This window comes from Methylobacterium sp. Leaf465, from assembly GCF_001424705.1.
Lineage (GTDB): Bacteria > Pseudomonadota > Alphaproteobacteria > Rhizobiales > Beijerinckiaceae > Methylobacterium.
Window position 1 is genome coordinate 134767 of sequence record NZ_LMRA01000007.1, and the last position, 17426, is coordinate 152192.

Sequence of the window (17426 nt, forward strand, 5' to 3'; positions counted from 1 at the left end):
ATGACCACCCGCCTCCGGCTCCTGCGCGCTCAGCGCCTGCTCAAGGTCCAGGAGCAGATGCGGGGCCTCGCCGAGCGCGACCTCGCCGCCAACCGCGCTCAGACCGCCCGCGTCGAGGCCGACCGGGCGGCCATGCTGGCCACCCTGGCCGGCGAGACCATGCACGGCCTGTTCCTCGACGCCGCCGCGCGGCGCCTGCGCGCCCTCGCCACGGAGGCGAGCGAACTCGGCGCGACCTCGACACGACTGTCTGAAATACTGAAGGCCCGCGGCCTCGCCGAAAAGCGCGCCGAGCGCCAGGCCGACAGCCTCCTGAAGCTGCGCGACCACGAGCGCGAGCAGCACGCCCTGCTCGAGCAGCTCGACCTCATGACCGCACGCGGGGCAAGGCCGCTCGACTGATCCCCAGGCCACGATGCAAGCCTGCCGAAAGCCAGGGCGCCTATGCCTTCCGGGGACCGGCTCCCCGAACCCGCTGAAGCGCCTGCCATGAGCATCTCGCCTCCCTCCGACATCGTCCTCGATGTGGCCCGCGCCGCCGATCCCGGCCGCGTGCAGGAGGCCGCCGCGAAGCTGTCGGCCCCCGGGACCGATCCGGCGGCGTTCGGCGATGCCTACCGCATGGCCGGCGTCTCGGTGCACATGCCCCTCGACGCTCGCGGGACGTTGACCGCCCTGCAGACCGACAACGCGGTCTCGGGCGCCGGCAAGGCGGGCGATCCCTACAAGCAGTTCGAGGCCTTCGTCCTGCGCCAGTTCGTCGAGACCATGATGCCCTCGAAGGCCAGCGCCGTCTTCGGCAAGGGCAATGCCGGCGGGATCTGGAAGTCGATGCTCGCCGATCAGGTCGGAACGCAGGTCGCCCGGGCCGGCGGCGTCGGCATCGCCCGGATGCTCGAGGCGGCGCGTCCGCTGAACCCGCCCGCGGCGGCCGTCGCGCCGTCGACCAAGACCGCGTCGACCAAGACTTCGGAGAGCTGAAACCCCATGCTGCTCGCATCCCTGAAGCGCCTGGAAGCCACCGTGACGGCGGAGACCGAGGCCCTGCTGGCGCATCACCCCGTCGACCAGGAAGCGGTAAACCGTCGCAAGAGCCAGAGCCTCCTCGAACTGACCCGCCTGACCCGCGACCTCGATCCCGCCGAACTCGACACGCCGGTGCTCGACCAGCTGCTGCGTCTGCGCGGCGCCCTCGAGCGCAATCAGGACGCCGTCGGCCTGCACCTGCGGGCCGTCGAGGAGATCTCCGGCATCGTCGCGGAGTCCCTGCGCGCGGCGGAATCCGACGGCACCTATTCCGGCCACGTCCGGCGCTGAGGTCCGCTCCCCGCCATGCGCATCCTCGTCACCGGCCTGTGGATCTGCGGCCTCACCATCCTGTCCTGCTACGCCGCGGTGACCTGGGGGGCGGGGCTGTTCGCCAAGAAAACCGAGCCTTACCTCGAAGGTCTCCAGTACCAGAAACTGCCACCCATCAATGTGCCGATGGTCGTTGATGGCAAAGTACAGGGCTACATCGTCGCCGTCCTGGTCTTTACTGCCGATGCGCGGCTGATGCACACGCTCTCTGTGCCGCCGAATGCCTTCGTCGTCGATGAGACGTTCCGGCAGATCTATACGGACCCGGCGATCGATTTCAAACGCCTGTCCCGCTACAACGTCACTCAGCGCCTTGCCGAGATCCGCAAGCAGGTGAACGCCCGCCTCGGCTCCGACGTGGTCAAGGACGTGCTGGTCGAAGAATTCAACTTCGTCGCCAAGCGCGAAGTCCGTTCCTGAAGGGATGTCCGATCCCGAAGGGACCTCCCTTCCTCATGCGAAGTCCGTGCCCGAGGATGGGCCTCACGCCTCCGCCAGCAGGCGCTCGAAGGCGGGCTCGTCCAGGAGGGCGGTGAGCCGCCGGTCGGCATCGGCATCGGCCGCGAGGGCGAGACCGCCGCAGACCGTGCCGGCACCGGCGAAGGCGTAGCCGAGCACGCTCGTCGGCTGAAGGCCGCCGGCGGCCGCGGCGACGAAGCCCCGCAGGGCCCCCGGATGGGCGTTGCAGCCGTTGCGGAGAGTCAGGCCGGCGCAGCGCCCGGCGACCGCCACGGGGGAGAGCGAGAGCCGGTGGCGCCCGGCCTGGGCCATGGCCCGGCGCGGACCCGCCAGGGCCAGCAGGATCTCCGGCGATAGGTGGACCGCGCCCTCGAAGCTGAGGCTGCCCGACCCGCTGAAGCGGTCGAACACCGCCAGTCCGGAGAGGTCGTCGAGAACGAGGAAAACGCGCCGGTGCGCGACGTCGGGACCGTGGACCTGCGTGGCGAGGCGGTGGGCGGTGGCGCCGATGAGGCGCTCGGCCCCGAGGTAGAGGGCGGGGCCCGCCATCGGTTCGCGCTGGTCGAGGGCCGCCACGTTGTGGCCGGCCCCCGAGAGGAGGTGGTGGCGGGCGGCGCCGCTTTCGACCTGGCTCGACCCGCCGGCCTCGACGATCCAGCGCACCCCTTCGCAGGCGTAGACGAAGGAGCCGACGTCCCGGTGGCCGGGTCCGGGACCCTGGCCCTGGCTGGCGAAGGTGCAGGCGAAGTGGCCCCAGCCGCGGCCGGGGGCGTCGTGGCGCTGCGCGATCATGCCCGAGGACGGGTCGACGCGGCCCGCGGCGGGCTCCAGGGTGACGCGTGGTATACCGGGACGGTCGCGTCGCGGTCGCGCGTCTCCGGACCAGCGCGTCGCACTGAGTGCGCGACCCGCCTGCGCACCGAGGCGCCCGATCCAGCCGGCGGCATCCTCGCCGGCGGGCGCGTCCCCGAACGGGGGCAGGCGCCCGGTCGGATCGAGGAGACCGGCGACCGCCGGGAGCCCGGCCGCCACGAGCCGGTCGAGGCGGCCCCTGAGCGCCGACTCGGCGGGGTCGTCGGCGTCGAGGCCGAGCCCGAGGGCGCGCAGGAGGGTCAGGAGCTCGAGGCGCGGGTGCAGGGCGGGGTCGGAGAACCGCCCCTCCGCGTCGAGGAGCGGCGCGAGGCCGGTCTCGAGGGCGGCCTCGGCCAGGGCGAGCCAGTGTGCCGCGAGCGGCAGCAGTGGCAGGGCGCGGGCGACGATGCGCAGGGCCGCCGCCGCCTGGAGCTGGTGGATCGAGCGGCCGAAGGTGTTCTGGCCCAGAATCTCGGCGAGGGCGAAGCCGTGCCGCACCGCCTCGCCCGTGAGGGTGAGGGAGGCCGGGCCGCCGGGCTTGCCGGCCCGGGCGAGGAGCCGCACCAAGGTCTCGGTGCGGGCGGCGAGGGCCGCCGGGTGCAGGGCGAGGCCGTCGGTGGGCGCCCCCCAGGGGTTGGCCCGCGACCAGGACAGGGCGAGGCCGACGGCGGTGGCGCCGCCGCCCGGTGCCTCGGCCAGCGCCGCGAGCCAGGCCAGGGACTGGTACTCCAGGCGCCAGGGCACCGAGCGGAAGGGATCCTCGGTCCAGTCCGGCGCCTCCGGCAGGGTCCAGGCGGGCTGGCCGGCGAGGCGCAGGGCCCGGTCGAGGCCGGCGGCGCGGTGGCCCTCGCCGCGCTGGATCGCCCGGGCGCGGGCGAGCACCGCCGGCACGGTGGCCACTGCCTCGGGCTGCGGACACCAGCCCGCGAAGGCGGCCCCGGGCAGGGACAGGCGCTCGGCCAGGCGGGCAAGGAAATCCGGGGCCGCGAGGAGGTCGTCGGCGCAGAGGCTCTCCAGCCGCATCCGGTCCTCCAGGGCCACCTCCGGCGAAGCGAGGAGCTCGGCTTCCGGCCCGTCCGCCTCCCAGGTGGCGAAGCCCACCGCCACCCGCGCCGCCCCGGCGGGGGGCTGGAGCTCCAGGGTGAAGCGGCGGGCCTGCTGGTGGGCGGAGAGGTCGACGAGGGCCCCGAGCCCCGGCACCGAGAGGGTCCCGGGATAGGGGGGGGCGAGCTCCGCCCCGGACCGGTCGCGGTAGACGATGCGGGCAAGCGCCGCGTGGGTGCCGGGCTGCGGCGTGTGGAGCTGGCCGCGCAGCACGAGGCCGCAGCCCGGCACCAGGGCGTGGTCGCGCCAGGCCGGCTCCGGCCCGAGGCGGTGCCGGGCGCGGGGGATCAGGGCCGGCGACGGTGCCAGATCCGTCCCCTGGGCGAGACGCGCTTCCGAGACTGCGAACGGCGCGCTGTTGCGCCAGGAGCGGACCGTCACCGTGATCCGGGTGGCCGGGGCCGGGACCCGGAAGGCGAGCTGGAGGCGCCCGGCCCGCGCCCCGTGCGTCTCCGGCGGCAGGGCGGCCGGCCCGGCGATCCAGGTTCCGTGCGGGTCGAGGAGCGTCCGGTCGAGACCGGGCACGTGGTCGAAGTCGAGGCTCGAGCCGTCCTCGGCCAGGAAGTCGATCCCCACCAGGGCGAAGTCGAGGGCGGACCCGGCGGCCTCCTCCGCCGCCCAGGCGAGGCGGAAGCCGAGGCAGCACCACGCCTCCGGCATCAGCCCCCCGAAGGGCAGCACCACCCGTGACCAGCGGTTCTTGGCCGGAACCCAATGCTCGTTCTCCCCCGGCCCGACGCGCGCGCCCCCGGCATAGCGGGCGGCCTCGGGCAGCAGGACCCGAAGGCCGGGCGCGCTCGGTTCGCTCACGAGGCGGACCGGGCGGAGGCGGGGGGAGGGGACATCGGCAAGGCGGGGTGCGGCGCGGGGGTAAGTCGGTCTGGCCGATGTGGTGGTCCAGGGCGCCCCGGTGTCGGCGCGATGCCGCCACTGAGGCGGTTGGGTCGCTCCGTGTCAAGCATCCGCCGGCCTTCAGGGGGCAGCATGCCCGACAGCCGGTGCCCAGTTCCGACCGGCGGTTTCGGTCAGGCCGGTATGGCCCGGATGCGGATTTTGGTGGTGGTCCTGCGCGAGAGCGGAAAGGCTCTGGGAAACCGGACCGTTGCCGTCGGCTTCGCGATACGCGATCGCGGACTGGAACATTCTGATCGGTCGGATCCGCGATCCAATTTCGATCGCGCCTGCCTGCTGGAACGGTGCGCCGGCGCGGAGCCGGGATGCGGGATCAGTCGCGATCCGCATCCTCGGGGGCTCGGTGCCGGATGCCCGACCGGACGTTCCGGGAATCCCGGCCGTCCCAGGAATGGGTGCAGGGCGTTAGAGAACGCCCTCGCAAGGCGCCTGGCCGGACCATGTCGCAGGTCCGGCCCGTGCCGGGAAACGGGGTGCGATGAGGAGGGCGACGTGCTGTCGACCGGAGGAGTAGAGACCGGCACGAGTACAAAATGCACGTTCGTCGGGACGGTAGGGGGCGCGGGGTCCCGCCAGCGCTCCCCTGTTCTCGCCTTGTGAACGGCTCCCTGATCTCGCGGTCACGCAGCCAGTGGTGCGCCCATCACCCGGGCGACGCGGGTGCCGATGAGGAACAGCAGGGCGACGCCGAGGGCGACGAGGCTCGGGGGAACCGCCGCGGCGAGGCCGCTGGCGAGCGCCGAGCCCGCGACGTCGCCGAGGTTCATCGCCGCCATGTAGATCTGGAACTGCGTGGCCGAGGCCCGTCCGGTCCGACTCGCCAGGAGGACGGTCGGCAGCAGGGCGACGTAGAGGAGGGCCGGCACGACGTTGGCGAGGCCCAGGATGACGGGCCCCGTGGCCGCTTCCAGCCCGGCCGCGATCAACCCGCCCGCGATCCCGAAGGCCGCCGCGCAGGCGACCAGGAGGGCGCGCAGGGCCGGCCCCGGGCCGAGGCGGTCGACGGAGGCGCCGATGCCCGCTGCCCCGAGGGTTCCGCCCAGGAGGGCGAGCAGGGCCTGCAGGCGCGAGAGTCCGCCCGCGTCCCAGCCATGCACCTGCACCAGGGCGACGGCGAAGGGCACCTGGAACAGCGCCAGGGCGAAGTCGATGGCGAAGCACAGCGCCAGCAGGCGCGCGGCGTCGCGGCTCCGGAAGCCGTCGGCGAGCCCGCGCGCGAAGGCGGCCGCCGCGGCGATCCGGCCCGGTCCGGCCGCACGGGCCGGCCCGCGCCGCGGCCAGGCGAGGAGCCGGTCCCCCGGGGCCTCGCGCACGAGCGCGGCTGCCAGGGCGATGGGGGTGGTCAGACCGAGGAGGGCGCCCGCCGCCGCGGCGAACCCCCCGGCTTCCAGCACCCAGGCGAAGAGGGCGGTCCCGGCCGCGCTGCCGAGGACGAAGCCCGCCCGCGTGGCCGCGCTGGTGCGCCCCAGTTCGCCGGCCGGCACGCTGTCGGCGATCAGGCGGTCGGTGGCGGTGTCCGCCAGGGAGGCGGCCAGGCTGTGCAGGAGGAGGACGAGGCTGACGGCCGTGAGGCTCGGGACGCCGCCGAGGAGGAGCAGGCCGGCGAGGCTCGCCTGTGCGGCGGCCAAGGCCAGAACGAGCCAGCGGCGGCGCGGCCCCATGCGGTCGGGGGTCGCCCGGTCGATCACCGGCCCCCAGAGCAGGGGCTGCAGCACCCAGGGCAGGCCGACCACGGCGAGGTGCCGGCCGACCTCCGCGGTGGAGGCGCCCACGGCGGCGAAGTGGTTGGCCAGCGCCGTCAGGGCGAAGCCGGCGACGAGCCCCTGGTAGAGGTAGAGCAGGGTGAAGAGGCCGACCCGCCAGCGCGCGTCCTGCAGGCTCGGCGGCCACGGCGGCATCGGGTCCGGTCCTCGCTCACGCCGGCCAGGCGCCGCCGTCCGGGCCGCGCGGACCCCGTGCTTAGCCGACGCGGCCGGCCGGCGTCACCCCATCCGATGGGATGCGCCGGCCGGGCCGGACGGGTCATCGGCGCGGCGCGGGGCCGCCCCGGACACTCCGCGCAAGGCGACGAACGGCGCCTCGGGGCTTTGCCCCGCGCGGGCGGCCTCAGTAGCGCGGGCCGCCCGAGGTGCTGCCGCGCTGCTGGGCGTAGCCGGGCAGCATCGGATTGCGGGCGTTCGGATCGCCGTGCATCAGGCGGTTGCGGGTGTGGTGCAGGCGATGGGCGCGCGAATGGTGGATCGCGTCGTGGCGATGGCCGCGATGGCGCATGTGGTACTTGCGCGCCTTGTAGTTGCCCGCGTGGCCGATCGACGAGCTGGCGCGCATCCGCTCGGCCGGGGTCAGGCCCGGAGCGGCCGAGGCTGAGCCGAGGGAAAAGCTGGCGAACATCAGGCCGGAGGCCAGAACCATGGCGAGGGTTTTCATGTGAGACTTCCAGTCATGTGCTCACGAGCGGCACAGTGCGGCTGTAAGTCTGTTCCGAACTTGACGTTCCGCGGTGTTGCTTGACATTAATGTCATGGATTATCCGGCCTGGCCTGCACGTGGACTTGAGGAATTCATAGAGAATTCAATAAACCACGCGCAGGCAGCGGCTACCGGCCTGCGATCCGGCCCGGGCCCGCGACCGGCAGGGTGGGCGCGGCGGCGTTGGTGTCCTCCTTGTAGATCGGCACGATGACCCGGAGCCAGCCTCGGGTCTCGCGGCCTCCGTAATTGCGCTCGACCACGTCCTGGGTGACGTAGGCCTGCAGGTTCACCGGGCCGAAATTGTACCCGACGAGGCCACCCACCGCGATCTGGCCCTGGCGGCGATAGCCCGGGAACCGGGTCGGCAGGTCGGTGGAGGCGAAGGCCACGGGGCCGACCTCCCATTTGCCGAACTTCTTAGCTGACGCCGAAATTGTTGCCGAGGTTCCAGGCGAGCTGGCCGGCCAGCAGCGGCTGGCCGATGCCGCTCTGGTAGGGCGTGCCGCGGGGGCTCGAGGCGACGACGGGCTGGATCGCGATGAGGTTCAGGCGTGCGCCGAACAGGGTCCAGGGCGTCGCCCAGACGAAGGCCGGCAGGTTGACGTTCGATTCCGAGTCCAGCGGGCGCGTGTCGCGCACCCCGAAGCTGGACGTGTTGACGAAGTAGAGACCCACCGGGAGCTGGGCGCCGGCCGGGAGGCCGATGGTCTGGCCCGGCTGGGCCGCGGACCCCGCCAGGGCCGGGGCCGGGGACAGGAGTGGGAGGGGCAGGAGCGGGAGGGCGAGAAGGATCTTGCCGCCGCGCCGGCGGCGGATGGTCGGACGGAGGGCCTTGGCAATGGTGCGGATCACGCATGTCTCCCTGGCTCGGCTGCCCGGGGACAGGTGCCGCCGGTCGGCGGCCGGCAACCCAGCGTCTTCCTGTCAGACGATTGCCCGCCACGCTTTAGTCCGGTGGCCCGCGCCCGCGCCGGGCGGAGGGGCGCGGGCCGACCGTCCTCAGAGACTTACGGCACCTTTGTCCAAGATGTATTCATGATGCATCGAGACGGGGTGACCCCTCATCTCAGGCCCCGCCGTTTAATCCTGTCTTCTACGTGCCTGGCCGCACGTCATGGCTGAGATCGAGGCCCCATATTGGGTTCAGACAGATGAAGCGAACCAAGAAAAMCRGTTCGCACTGTATAGGAGCCCGATAGCCACAATGAAGACCCGTATCGCCGCCCTCGCCGCCGCCCTCGTCCTCGGCGTTGCTCCGATCTCGTCCGCCATNGTTCGCACTGTATAGGAGCCCGATAGCCACAATGAAGACCCGTATCGCCGCCCTCGCCGCCGCCCTCGTCCTCGGCGTTGCTCCGATCTCGTCCGCCATGGCTTTCGAAAGGCCGTCCCGTTACACCGCCTTCTCGCCCTCCGACGTCGAAACGACCGGTTCGCTCGAGTTTCGCAGCGTCGCCCCCCTGCGAAACCCCTACAGCTGTCCGATGAGCTCGGCCGCCGAGGGCAACGCCAACCAGCAGAACTTCCCCACCCAGCAGTACGGCCAGACCTCGGGCGGAAACCGCTGCTGATCGGACACCCCAACCCGACCGGACACCCCGAGGAGACCCCCATGCTGCTGAAAGGCTTCTCCTACGCCATGATCGCCGCCTTCGCCGGNCCGCTGCTGATCGGACACCCCAACCCGACCGGACACCCCGAGGAGACCCCCATGCTGCTGAAAGGCTTCTCCTACGCCATGATCGCCGCCTTCGCCGGCGGACTCGTCTTCACCCTCGTCGGCTCGGCCCAGACCTTTCTCAACCTCTGAGCCGTTCCCGACCGACAAGATCTCACACCGACCCGCCCGGCCTCCGCCGTGGCGGGTCGCGCCATGCGCGCCCGGGGGCGACCATGCCCGACCCCCTCGTCGTCCTCCCGATGCCGCCCGCCCGGGAACACAACGACCGCCGGGACGTCACATCCGGTCACAGCGGGACCGGAACGGGCAACACAGAGCGATGGCGCACAGGGCGGAACAAGACGGCGGCCAAGATGAGGGACAAGACGAGGCGGGCACCGCGAAGGACCTGCATCCGCGCAAGTTTGACCTGCTCAACCTCACCCTGGTCGACGTGAATGGCGGGCTGCGGCCCTATCTCAACGTCTTCCTGCTGGTGCACCGCGAATGGAGCGCGACCACGGTCGGCCTCGTGACGACCCTGGCGGGGCTCGTCGGCGTCGGCCTGCAGGCCCCCCTCGGGGCCGTCATCGACCGCGCGCGCGACAAGCGCTGGGCCATCGTGGCCGCTCTGATGGCGGCCTCCGCCGGGGCGGTGGTCATTGCGCTCTGGCCGCAATTCTGGCCGGTGCTCCTCGCCTTCACGGTCCTGACCGCGGCGGGCAGCAGCTTCACCCCGACCATCGCGGGCCTCACCCTCGGCATCTTCCCGAAGGCGCGCCTGTCGCGCCGGATGGGCCGCAACAGCGCCTGGTACCGGGCCGGCAACGTCGTCATCGCCGTCCTGATCGCGCTGGTCGGTTACGGCTTTCCCGACCGGGCGGTGTTCTTCCTCGTGCCGGCCCTGTCGTTCGCGGCCGCCGCGGCGGTCCTGTCAATTCCCCGGGACATCGTCGGGCGGGAACTCGCCGAGGGGGTGAAGCCGAAGCCGCGCTCGGGGGCCGCCTTCAAGGTGCTCCTCGGCAATCGCCCGCTCCTCGTCTTCGCCGCCGCGATCTTCCTGTTCCAGCTCGCCAACGGGCCGATGGCTTCCCTGGTCGCGCAGAAGATCTCCCTGGCCCACGAGACCTGGTCGGCCGCCATCACCTCGACGACCATCGTGGCGGCGCAGGCGGTGATGCTGCCCATGGCCATCCTGGTCGGGCGCTTCGCCGACGGCTGGGGCCGGAAACCGATCCTCCTGTTCGCCTTCGCGATGCTGCCGGTGCGCGCGCTGCTCTACACCCTGTCGGACGACGCGATCTGGCTCTTCGCGGTGCAGGGCCTGGAGGGCGTCAGCACCGGCCTCTACAGCGCCATCAAGCCCCTGGTGATCGCCGACCTCATGGAGGACAAGGCCCGCTACAACCTCGCCTCGGGGGTGATCGCCACGGTCCAGGGCGTCGCCATCGCCCTCTCGAACGTGCTGGCCGGGAGCATCGTCGATTGGAGCGGCTTCACTGCGGCGTTCCTCGTCTCGGCGGCCATCGGCATCGGTTCGGCGCTCCTCCTCACGCGCATGCCGGAGCCTTCGGCGGAGCGGGCCTGAGAAGGTCCCGGCCGCCGCAGGCGATGCGCAGGCCCACGGGACCCCATCCCCGGAGCCGCCGCGTCAGTACGCCCCGGGTCCTGTGGCGAGGCCCGCGAGGGTGAAGAGGTCGACGGAGAGCTTGGCGCCGACGACGAGGGCATCGGGGATGTTCTTTGGGTAGGCGGGGAAGCGGGTCTGGTCGGGGTTGATGATGTACTGGAGGTTGGGGGTGAGGCGGACGGCGGGGGTGACCTGGATGCCGTAGTTGAGCTCCATCATGATCTGCTGGCGGGGCAGGGCGCGGTCGAGGCCGAGGGTGCCCTGGACGGCGGCGATGTTGGACAGGGCCAGGGGCGAGAAGCGCTGGGTGTTGACGACGAAGCCTAGGGTGTCGAAGGGCCGGTCCGCGAAGGTGCCGGTCTGGAGGGCGCCGATCTCGAGGAAGTAGTCCTCGACGAGGCGCCCGGAGGTGCCCGCCATGGCCACGCCGAACAGGGTCAGGCCCTGGACGGCGCCGGGATCGGGACGCCAGACCATCTGGTCGAAGCGCGCATAGACGCCCGAGCGTCCGAAGCGGGTGGCGGGGGCCAGGCCGGTGAGGACGGCGCGCTGGCCGGTGATGTCGCGCACGGGGTCGGCGTAGTCGGAGGCGTCGTACCATCCGCCGATGCCGTAGTTGCGGGGCAGGGGGTCGTTGGCGAAGGTGGTGGAGTAGCCGAGCTCGAAGGGCAGGACCGCGCCGGTGGCGCCGCGGGTGGAGAGGTCGAGGCCGTTGTCGCCGGGCTGCTGGTGGCGGGGATTGACCTCGTAGACGCCGGCATGGACGAAGATGCGGTCGGTGAGCCAGGCCTTGGCGTGGGCCCCCCAGCTGGAGACGGGCCAGAAGGTGAAGTTCGAGGTCTTGAAGACGAAGGTCGGGTTTCCGCAGGCGGAATTGGACTGGAAGTTGCAGTAGATCGGCGAGTTGAGGAAGGCGATGTTGGCCACGAGGCGGCCGAACTCGACCACGAGGCGGTCGTCGAACAGCTTCTGCTCGTAGCTGAGCAGGGTGAGGCGGGTGGTCTGTCCGCCGCCGTAGATCTCCTGGACGGAGGTGTTGTTGCCGATGAAGTCGCCCGCGAGGTTGTCGCCGTGGCGGTTGGTGACGGCGACGTGGAGGGCGCCTCCGGCGAGGCCGGCGATGCGGTCGAGGTCGGCATCGATGCCGAAGAACAGCTGCCCGGCATAGGCGCGGCCCTGGCGGATGCCGCCGATGGGGTTGGCGGCGGCCTGGCCGGTGTAGTTGGCGCTGAGGGTGAGGCCGTGGCCGAGATCGAACACGCCGGTGGGCAGGGTGGCGGGCGTCGCGCTCTGGCCCAGGGTGTCCGCCGCCCCGGCCGCGCTCTGCGCTCCGGTGATGTCCTGGCCGTCGGGACGGGGCGGCAATCGGCCCGGAGAGCGCAGCGCCGGGCGCTGAGCCGTGTCGGGAACGCCGAACCCGGCGGTGGCCGCATCCTGCGCCTGTGCCTGCGATCCGAGCGTCAGCGTTACCAGTCCCAGGCCGATGGCAGCCGTCTTCAATCCCGTGCCCATCTGTCGTCCCCTCATGGTCCGTGGTGTTCGCGTGGCCGGTCTTGGTGCCGGGTTGGGTGGTCGTAGTCCGATCGTTCGCAGCCCCGGCGCGGGTTCCTCCCCCACGGAGGGGGGACGGCCGGGCTCAGGCGGCGCGCGTCTTGAGTAGGCCGACGAGCAGCCCGGTGACGAAGGTGCCGACCACCAGGGCGATCAGGGCGCCGGGGACGTTGGTCACCGCGTTGGGGATCGGCAGGACGAAGAGGCCGCCATGGGGCACCTTCAGTTCGACCCCGAGGCTGAGCGCCACGGCGCCGGCCAGCGCCGAGCCCGCCACCATCGCGGGGATCACCCGCAGGGGATCGGCCGCCGCGAAGGGAATCGCCCCCTCGGTGATGAAGGCGGCGCCGAGCACCGCGGCCGCGCCGCCGGCTTCGCGCTCGGCCTGCGAGAAGCGTCCGGGGAACAGGCGGGTGGCGAGCGCGATCCCCAGGGGGGGCGTCATGCCGCCGATCATCACGGCGGCCATGGGCGCGGTGATGCCCGATGCGATCAGCGCGGCGGCGGAGGCATAGGCGGCCTTGTTGACCGGGCCGCCCATATCCACCGCCATCATGCCGCCGAGCACCAGACCGAGCACGACGGCGCTCGCCCCCTGCATGCTGCGCAGCCAGTCCGTGAGCGCCGCCAGGATCGCCGCCACGGGCACGCCGACGACGTAGACCATGAGCAAGCCGGTGACGGCGGTGGCCAGCAGCGGCAGGATCAGGACCGGCTTCAGGCCCTCCAGGTTCCGGTGCAGGCGGATGTGCCGATTGAGGAAGGCGGTGGTGGTGCCGGCGATGAAGCCCGCCGCGATGCCGCCGAGGAAGCCGGCCTGCAGGTTGGCGGCGAGCATGCCGCCGATCATCCCCGGCGCGATGCCGGGCCGGTCGGCCATGGAGAAGGCGATGTAGCCGGCCAGCACCGGAACGATGAGCGCGAAGGCCGCCTTGGCGCCGATCTCCCCCAGGGCGAAGCCCAGGGTGCCGGCGTGGTCGGGCTTCATCGCGTCGATGCCGCCGACGGCGAAGGCCAGGGCGATGAGCAGGCCGCCCGCCACCACGAAGGGCAGCATGAACGAGACGCCGGTCATCAGGTGCTTGTAGGCGCCCGCCTTCTTCTCCTCCGCCGCCGCCGGACGGGCCGACCCGTCCGCCGCGGTGGTCCCCGCGTCGGGCTGGCGCTGCGCCTCGGCGAAGGCCGTGGCCAGCAAGCCCTTGCCGTCGCGGATCGCCGCCTTGGTGTTGGTGGCGTAGAGCCGCTTGCCGGCGAAGCGCGTCCGGTCGACCCCGGTATCGGCGGCGATCAGCACGAGGTCGGCCGCCGCGATCTCCTCGGCGGTCAGGGCGTCGCGGGCGCCCACCGACCCCTGCGTCTCGACCCGGACGGCGTAGCCGAGGGCCTCGGCCGCCGCCTGGATGCCCTCGGCGGCCATGAAGGTATGGGCGATGCCGGTGGGGCAGGAGGTGATGGCGACGATCCGCCGGCGTCCGCTCGGCGCCCCGTCCGTCGCCGCGGCCGCCTCGCCCGCCCCCCCGAGGAACCGGTCGAGCACCGCGTGGGCGTCGGTGAGCACGTCCTCGATGCGGATCCGGGCCCGGCGCATGGCCCCGAAGCGCCCCTCGTCGAGGTCGCCCTCGCCCACCAGCAGCACCGCGTCGGCCCGGGCGATGGCGCCGGCGCTCAGGGCGGTGCCGGGCACGCCCTTGCCGCGCAGTTCCAGGTCCAGGGGCTGGTTGCGCCGGCCCGCCGCCTCGCGCAGGGCCTCGCCGGCCAGCACCGCGTGCAGGCCGAGATCCCCACCGCCCACCACTGCGAGCACCTGCGTCATGGCTTCCTCCCCATGGTTTCCTCACCTTGCGGCGCGTCCCGGCCCGCCGGTGCGTCGTCGTGCTGCGTCGAAGGTCCGTGCCTCAGGCCGAGGCCGTGAGGGGCTCCACCCGTACCGCCGCGGCGAGGGCCAGGACCGTGTCGCGGGCGGGCAGGTTGGCGCCCGCCAGCCCGAGCTTGCCGGCCGCGAAGGCCAGGGCGAGCCGGGCGGTGGCGGTCCGGTCCAGGCCCGCCTGCAGGCCCGCCACGAGGCCGGCCACGAGGGCGTCGCCCGCGCCCACCGTGCTGGTCACCCGGGTCGCGGGCGGATGGGCCAGGTCCGTGCCGTCGGCGCTGGCGAACAGCGCCCCCTCGGCACCGAGCGAGACCACCACCAGGGGGATGCCGCGGGCCACCAGGCCCCGGGCCGCCGCCCCCACCCCGGCCAGATCCGGCAGGGACCGCCCGGCCCACTCCTCGAGCTCGTGCCGGTTGGGCTTGACCGCGAAGGGCAGGGCCGCGGCCGGGGCGGCTAGGGCCGCCGCCAGGGCGGGGCCGGAGGCGTCGAGGACGAGGCGGGCGCCCAGCGGCCGCAGCTCGGCGGCGATCTCCGCGTAGATCGTCGGGGCCACGCCGCCCGGCAGGCTGCCGGCCAGCACCACCAGGGTGCCGGGCTCCACGGCCTCGCGCAGCATCGCCCGGACGGCGGCGAGGCTGCCGGCCTCGACGGCGAGGCCCGGCAGGTTGATGTCGGTGGTGTCGCCGCCGGTGCCGTCGACCAGCTTCAGGTTGGTCCGGGTCTCGCCCGGGATCCGGACGAAGCGATCCGCGATGCCCTTGGCCGCGAGCAGGGCCTCGAACGGCCCGGCATTGTCCTGGCCGAGCAGGCCGGCGGCGGCCACCGGCACGCCCCAGTCGGCGAGGCAGGCGGCGACGTTGACGCCCTTGCCGCCCGCATCCGAGCGGGTGCTGCGCGCCCGGTGGACGTGGCCGGGCCGGAGGACGTCGAGGATCACGGTCCGGTCGAGGGCCGGGTTGAGGGTGAGGGTGACCACGCGGGTCATGCGGGCTCTCCGTCGAGGAGGACGGCCAGGGCCCGGACCGCGGCCGCGTCCTCCTGGGCGCAGGCCCGGGCGGCCAGGGCCCGCAGCGCGCCCATCTCGCTCGCCCGCAGGCGCGCCTTCACGGAGGCCACGTCGCGCGGGGTCATCGACAATTCGTCGACCCCGAGGCCGGCGAGCAGGCAGGCGCCGAACGGATCGCCGGCGATGCCGCCGCAGACGCCGACCCAACGCTTGTGCCGGGCGGCGCCCTCGCAGGTCAGGTGGATCAGGCGCAGGACCGCCGGATGCAGGGAATCGGCCTCCGGCGCGAGCTCGGTGTTCTGGCGGTCGATGGCCAGGGCGTACTGCGTCAGGTCGTTGGTGCCGATCGAGAAGAAATCGCAGTGCCGGGCCAGGGCGTCGGCCTGGATCGCGGCGGCCGGCACCTCGATCATGATGCCGAGCGGCAGTTCCGGCGCGTCGAGTTCGGCCCGGATGCGGTCGCAATGGGCCCGGAGCGCGAGCACCTCCGGCACCGAGGTGATCATCGGGAACATGATCGACAGGGGGGCCTCCTTGCCGGTGGCCGCATCGGCGGGAATTCCATCCCTCGCCGCCCGGTAGAGGGCCCGCAGCTGCGGCTCCATCAGGTCGGGCCGGCGCAGGAGCAGCCGGGCGCCGCGCACGCCCAGGAAGGGGTTCTCCTCCCGGGGCAGGTGCAGGTGGGCCACCTGCTTGTCGCCGCCGATGTCGAGGGCGCGCACGATGAGGGGACGGCTGGCGAGGGCGTCCAGCATTGCCCGGTAGGTGGCGTACTGGTCGTCCTCGGTGGGCGTGTCGCCACGCTCGAGGAACAGGAACTCGGTGCGCATCAGGCCCACGCCCTCCGCGCCCTGGTCCAGGGCGAAGGGCACCTGCTCGGGATTGTTGACGTTGGCCCCGATGGCGACCGCGTGCCCGTCCCGGGTGCGGGCGGGCAGAGCGCGCGCGCGGGCCTCCTCCTCGGCCTTGTCGCGCTGGCGCGCGCTCCAGTCCCGGGCGGAGGCGAGGTCGGCGGCGCTCGGATCGAGGTAGAGCCGGCCGGTGCCGCCGTCGAGGATCGCGGGGGTGTGGTTCTCCAGGGCGAGCAGGGTGGCGCCGCCCGCCACCAGGGCGGGAATGCCGAGGGTGCGGGCGAGGATCGCGGTGTGCGAGGTCGGGCCGCCCTGGGCCGTGGCGAGGCCGATCACCCGGGTGGGATCGAGGCCCGCGGTGTCGGACGGGGCGAGATCGGGGGCGATGAGGATGCAGGGTACGTCCGGCAGGTCGTGGCCGCTCTTGAGCGACGGGTCGATCTGCGCCAGCACCCGCCGGCCGACGTCGCGCAGGTCCGCCGCGCGGGCGGCCAGCACGGGATTGCCCAGGGCCGAGAGCCGGCCGGCCATCCGCTCCACCGCCTGGTTCCAGGCGAAGGCGACCCCGTGGCCCTCCACCATCAGCTGGCAGGCCAGGGTGATCAGGTCCGTGTCCGCGATGAGCTCGCCCTGGGCCCGGAAGATGCCCGCATCGGTCCTGCCGAGGCGGCGTTCGGTGTCGTCCGCCAGCGCCCGGAGCTGGCCCTCGGTAGCGGCGAGGGCGGCGTGCAGGCGGTCGCCGCCCGACGTCAGGGGCTCGGGCTCGTCCCGGACCGTGACCTCCGTCTGGCTCAGCACGTGGATGGGGCCGATGGTGAGGCCGGGGCTCGCGCCGAGGCCCGCCAGCACCCGCGGCGCATCGGCGGGATTCCAGCCGGCCACCGGGCCGGCCGCCCGGGCGGCGGCGTCCGCCGCGGCCTTGGCGGCGGCCTTCTCCCCCGCGCTCAGGCCCGTCACCGCCGCGCAGATCCGGGCGAGGGCGCCGGCCTCGTCGTCGCCCTCCGCTGAGATCGTCACCCCGTCGCCGCAGCGCAGGCCGAGCTGGAGCAGGGCGATCAGATTCTTGGCGTCGGCCACCTCGGCGCCGTGGCGTACCTGGATCCGGGCGGGACAGGTGCGGGCCGTCTCGACCCAGTGGGCGGCCGGGCGGGCGTGGAGGCCGGTGGGATAGTCGACGGTCCAGTCGAAGCGCTGCCTGAGGTCGCCGGCCGGGCCGGCCGCGCCGGGGGCGGGCGCGTCCTCGGTGAGGGCCGCGGCGATCTCCTCCTTGCGGGTGGTAATGCGCAGGGCGGCGAGGCGCGCCTCGTCCTGGATGAGCCGGGTGAGGCGGCGCAGGATGGTGATGTGGGTGTCCGACTGCGCCGCGATGGCGACCACCAGGTGGGCGACCTGGCCGTCGTGCCATTCGATCCCGCCCGGAACCTGCAGGACCGCCAGCCCGCTGGCGCGGACGTGGTGACGGTCGTCGACCATGCCGTGCGGGATGACCACGCCGTGGCCCAGATAGGTGTTCGCTACGCCCTCGCGCCGCAGCATGCTGGCCTCGTAGGGCGCATCGATGCAGCCGGACGCGACGAGGAGCTGGGCCGCCGCGCGGATCGCCGCTTCCTTGCTGGCCGGGGCCGCGCCCAGCTGGATCAGCAGGCGCGGAGGTAGGATCGGCGTCGGCGCGAGCATGGCGTGCTCCTCCCGGAAAAACG

Annotated in this window: 14 protein-coding genes and 1 pseudogene; 6 read left to right on the top strand and 9 right to left on the bottom strand. The window is 73.2% G+C overall.

Annotation, left to right across the window (positions count from 1 at the left end):
* The 4 genes from ASG51_RS06855 (at position 1) to ASG51_RS06870 (ending at position 1779) form a co-directional block, all read left to right on the top strand.
* Entirely contained in the window at positions 1-402 is a 402-nt protein-coding gene (locus tag ASG51_RS06855) for a hypothetical protein (protein ID WP_056379866.1), read from the top strand.
* Between the two features lie 87 nt (positions 403-489).
* A complete protein-coding gene (locus ASG51_RS06860; protein WP_056213211.1) occupies positions 490-981 on the top strand; it encodes a rod-binding protein in 492 nt (163 codons plus the stop codon).
* A gap of 6 nt (positions 982-987) precedes the next feature.
* Positions 988-1317, top strand: a complete 330-nt coding sequence (locus ASG51_RS06865) for a hypothetical protein (protein ID WP_056213212.1) — start codon at positions 988-990, stop codon at positions 1315-1317.
* 15 nt (positions 1318-1332) lie between these two features.
* Positions 1333-1779: a hypothetical protein gene (locus ASG51_RS06870; protein ID WP_056213214.1), complete on the top strand. Its 447-nt coding sequence runs from the start codon at positions 1333-1335 to the stop codon at positions 1777-1779.
* 63 nt (positions 1780-1842) lie between these two features.
* Here ASG51_RS06870 and ASG51_RS06875 read toward each other — a convergent pair whose 3' ends face one another.
* The 5 genes and pseudogenes from ASG51_RS06875 to ASG51_RS23215 all read right to left on the bottom strand — a co-directional run bounded on the left by ASG51_RS06875 (position 1843) and on the right by ASG51_RS23215 (position 7950).
* Complete coding sequence (locus tag ASG51_RS06875) at positions 1843-4584, bottom strand: heparinase II/III family protein (protein ID WP_056379868.1); 2742 nt, start codon at positions 4582-4584, stop codon at positions 1843-1845.
* 162 nt (positions 4585-4746) lie between these two features.
* Entirely contained in the window at positions 4747-5016 is a 270-nt protein-coding gene (locus ASG51_RS23945; RefSeq protein ID WP_156389602.1) for a hypothetical protein, read from the bottom strand.
* Positions 5017-5306: 290 nt separating this feature from the next.
* On the bottom strand, positions 5307-6584 hold the full coding sequence (locus tag ASG51_RS06880; RefSeq protein WP_056379870.1) for an MFS transporter: 1278 nt from the start codon (positions 6582-6584) through the stop codon (positions 5307-5309).
* A 208-nt stretch (positions 6585-6792) separates the two neighbouring features.
* Complete coding sequence (locus tag ASG51_RS06885) at positions 6793-7113, bottom strand: hypothetical protein (protein WP_056379872.1); 321 nt, start codon at positions 7111-7113, stop codon at positions 6793-6795.
* A gap of 170 nt (positions 7114-7283) precedes the next feature.
* Positions 7284-7950, bottom strand: a pseudogene (locus tag ASG51_RS23215) (transporter).
* A 512-nt stretch (positions 7951-8462) separates the two neighbouring features.
* On the opposite strand from ASG51_RS23215, the gene ASG51_RS06900 reads away from it, so the two are divergent.
* Both ASG51_RS06900 and ASG51_RS06910 read left to right on the top strand, forming a co-directional pair.
* Positions 8463-8729, top strand: coding sequence for a hypothetical protein (locus ASG51_RS06900; RefSeq protein WP_056379880.1), 267 nt, complete (start codon positions 8463-8465; stop codon positions 8727-8729).
* Between the two features lie 429 nt (positions 8730-9158).
* Positions 9159-10406 carry an MFS transporter gene (locus ASG51_RS06910; protein WP_056349642.1) on the top strand — a complete coding sequence of 416 codons (1248 nt, stop codon included), beginning with the start codon at positions 9159-9161 and terminating at the stop codon, positions 10404-10406.
* A 63-nt stretch (positions 10407-10469) separates the two neighbouring features.
* On the opposite strand, the gene ASG51_RS06915 is transcribed toward ASG51_RS06910, so the two are convergent.
* The 4 genes from ASG51_RS06915 to ptsP form a co-directional block, all read right to left on the bottom strand.
* Complete coding sequence (locus tag ASG51_RS06915; protein ID WP_244480078.1) at positions 10470-11975, bottom strand: carbohydrate porin; 1506 nt, start codon at positions 11973-11975, stop codon at positions 10470-10472.
* 109 nt (positions 11976-12084) lie between these two features.
* The gene (locus ASG51_RS06920) at positions 12085-13812 is read right to left on the bottom strand and encodes a fructose-specific PTS transporter subunit EIIC (RefSeq protein ID WP_056379886.1); all 1728 of its coding nucleotides are present in this window, start codon (positions 13810-13812) and stop codon (positions 12085-12087) included.
* An 82-nt stretch (positions 13813-13894) separates the two neighbouring features.
* Complete coding sequence (gene pfkB / locus ASG51_RS06925; protein WP_056379888.1) at positions 13895-14854, bottom strand: 1-phosphofructokinase; 960 nt, start codon at positions 14852-14854, stop codon at positions 13895-13897.
* Positions 14851-17403: a phosphoenolpyruvate--protein phosphotransferase gene (gene ptsP, locus ASG51_RS06930; RefSeq protein WP_056379890.1), complete on the bottom strand. Its 2553-nt coding sequence runs from the start codon at positions 17401-17403 to the stop codon at positions 14851-14853. The genes pfkB and ptsP overlap by 4 nt, the downstream gene beginning before the upstream one ends.
* Between the last annotated feature and the right edge of the window lie 23 nt (positions 17404-17426).

Coding starts and splice junctions, on each gene's coding strand:
- ASG51_RS23945 (WP_156389602.1), bottom strand. CDS start 5,016: ATGCGGATCGCGACTGATCCCGCATCCCGGCTCCGCGCCGGCGCACCG.
- ASG51_RS06900 (WP_056379880.1), top strand. CDS start 8,463: ATGAAGACCCGTATCGCCGCCCTCGCCGCCGCCCTCGTCCTCGGCGTT.
- ASG51_RS06920 (WP_056379886.1), bottom strand. CDS start 13,812: ATGACGCAGGTGCTCGCAGTGGTGGGCGGTGGGGATCTCGGCCTGCAC.
- ASG51_RS06870 (WP_056213214.1), top strand. CDS start 1,333: ATGCGCATCCTCGTCACCGGCCTGTGGATCTGCGGCCTCACCATCCTG.
- ASG51_RS06885 (WP_056379872.1), bottom strand. CDS start 7,113: ATGAAAACCCTCGCCATGGTTCTGGCCTCCGGCCTGATGTTCGCCAGC.
- ASG51_RS06915 (WP_244480078.1), bottom strand. CDS start 11,975: ATGAGGGGACGACAGATGGGCACGGGATTGAAGACGGCTGCCATCGGC.
- ASG51_RS06910 (WP_056349642.1), top strand. CDS start 9,159: ATGGCGCACAGGGCGGAACAAGACGGCGGCCAAGATGAGGGACAAGAC.
- ASG51_RS06855 (WP_056379866.1), top strand. CDS start 1: ATGACCACCCGCCTCCGGCTCCTGCGCGCTCAGCGCCTGCTCAAGGTC.
- ASG51_RS06865 (WP_056213212.1), top strand. CDS start 988: ATGCTGCTCGCATCCCTGAAGCGCCTGGAAGCCACCGTGACGGCGGAG.
- ASG51_RS06880 (WP_056379870.1), bottom strand. CDS start 6,584: ATGCCGCCGTGGCCGCCGAGCCTGCAGGACGCGCGCTGGCGGGTCGGC.
- ASG51_RS06860 (WP_056213211.1), top strand. CDS start 490: ATGAGCATCTCGCCTCCCTCCGACATCGTCCTCGATGTGGCCCGCGCC.
- ptsP (WP_056379890.1), bottom strand. CDS start 17,403: ATGCTCGCGCCGACGCCGATCCTACCTCCGCGCCTGCTGATCCAGCTG.
- pfkB (WP_056379888.1), bottom strand. CDS start 14,854: ATGACCCGCGTGGTCACCCTCACCCTCAACCCGGCCCTCGACCGGACC.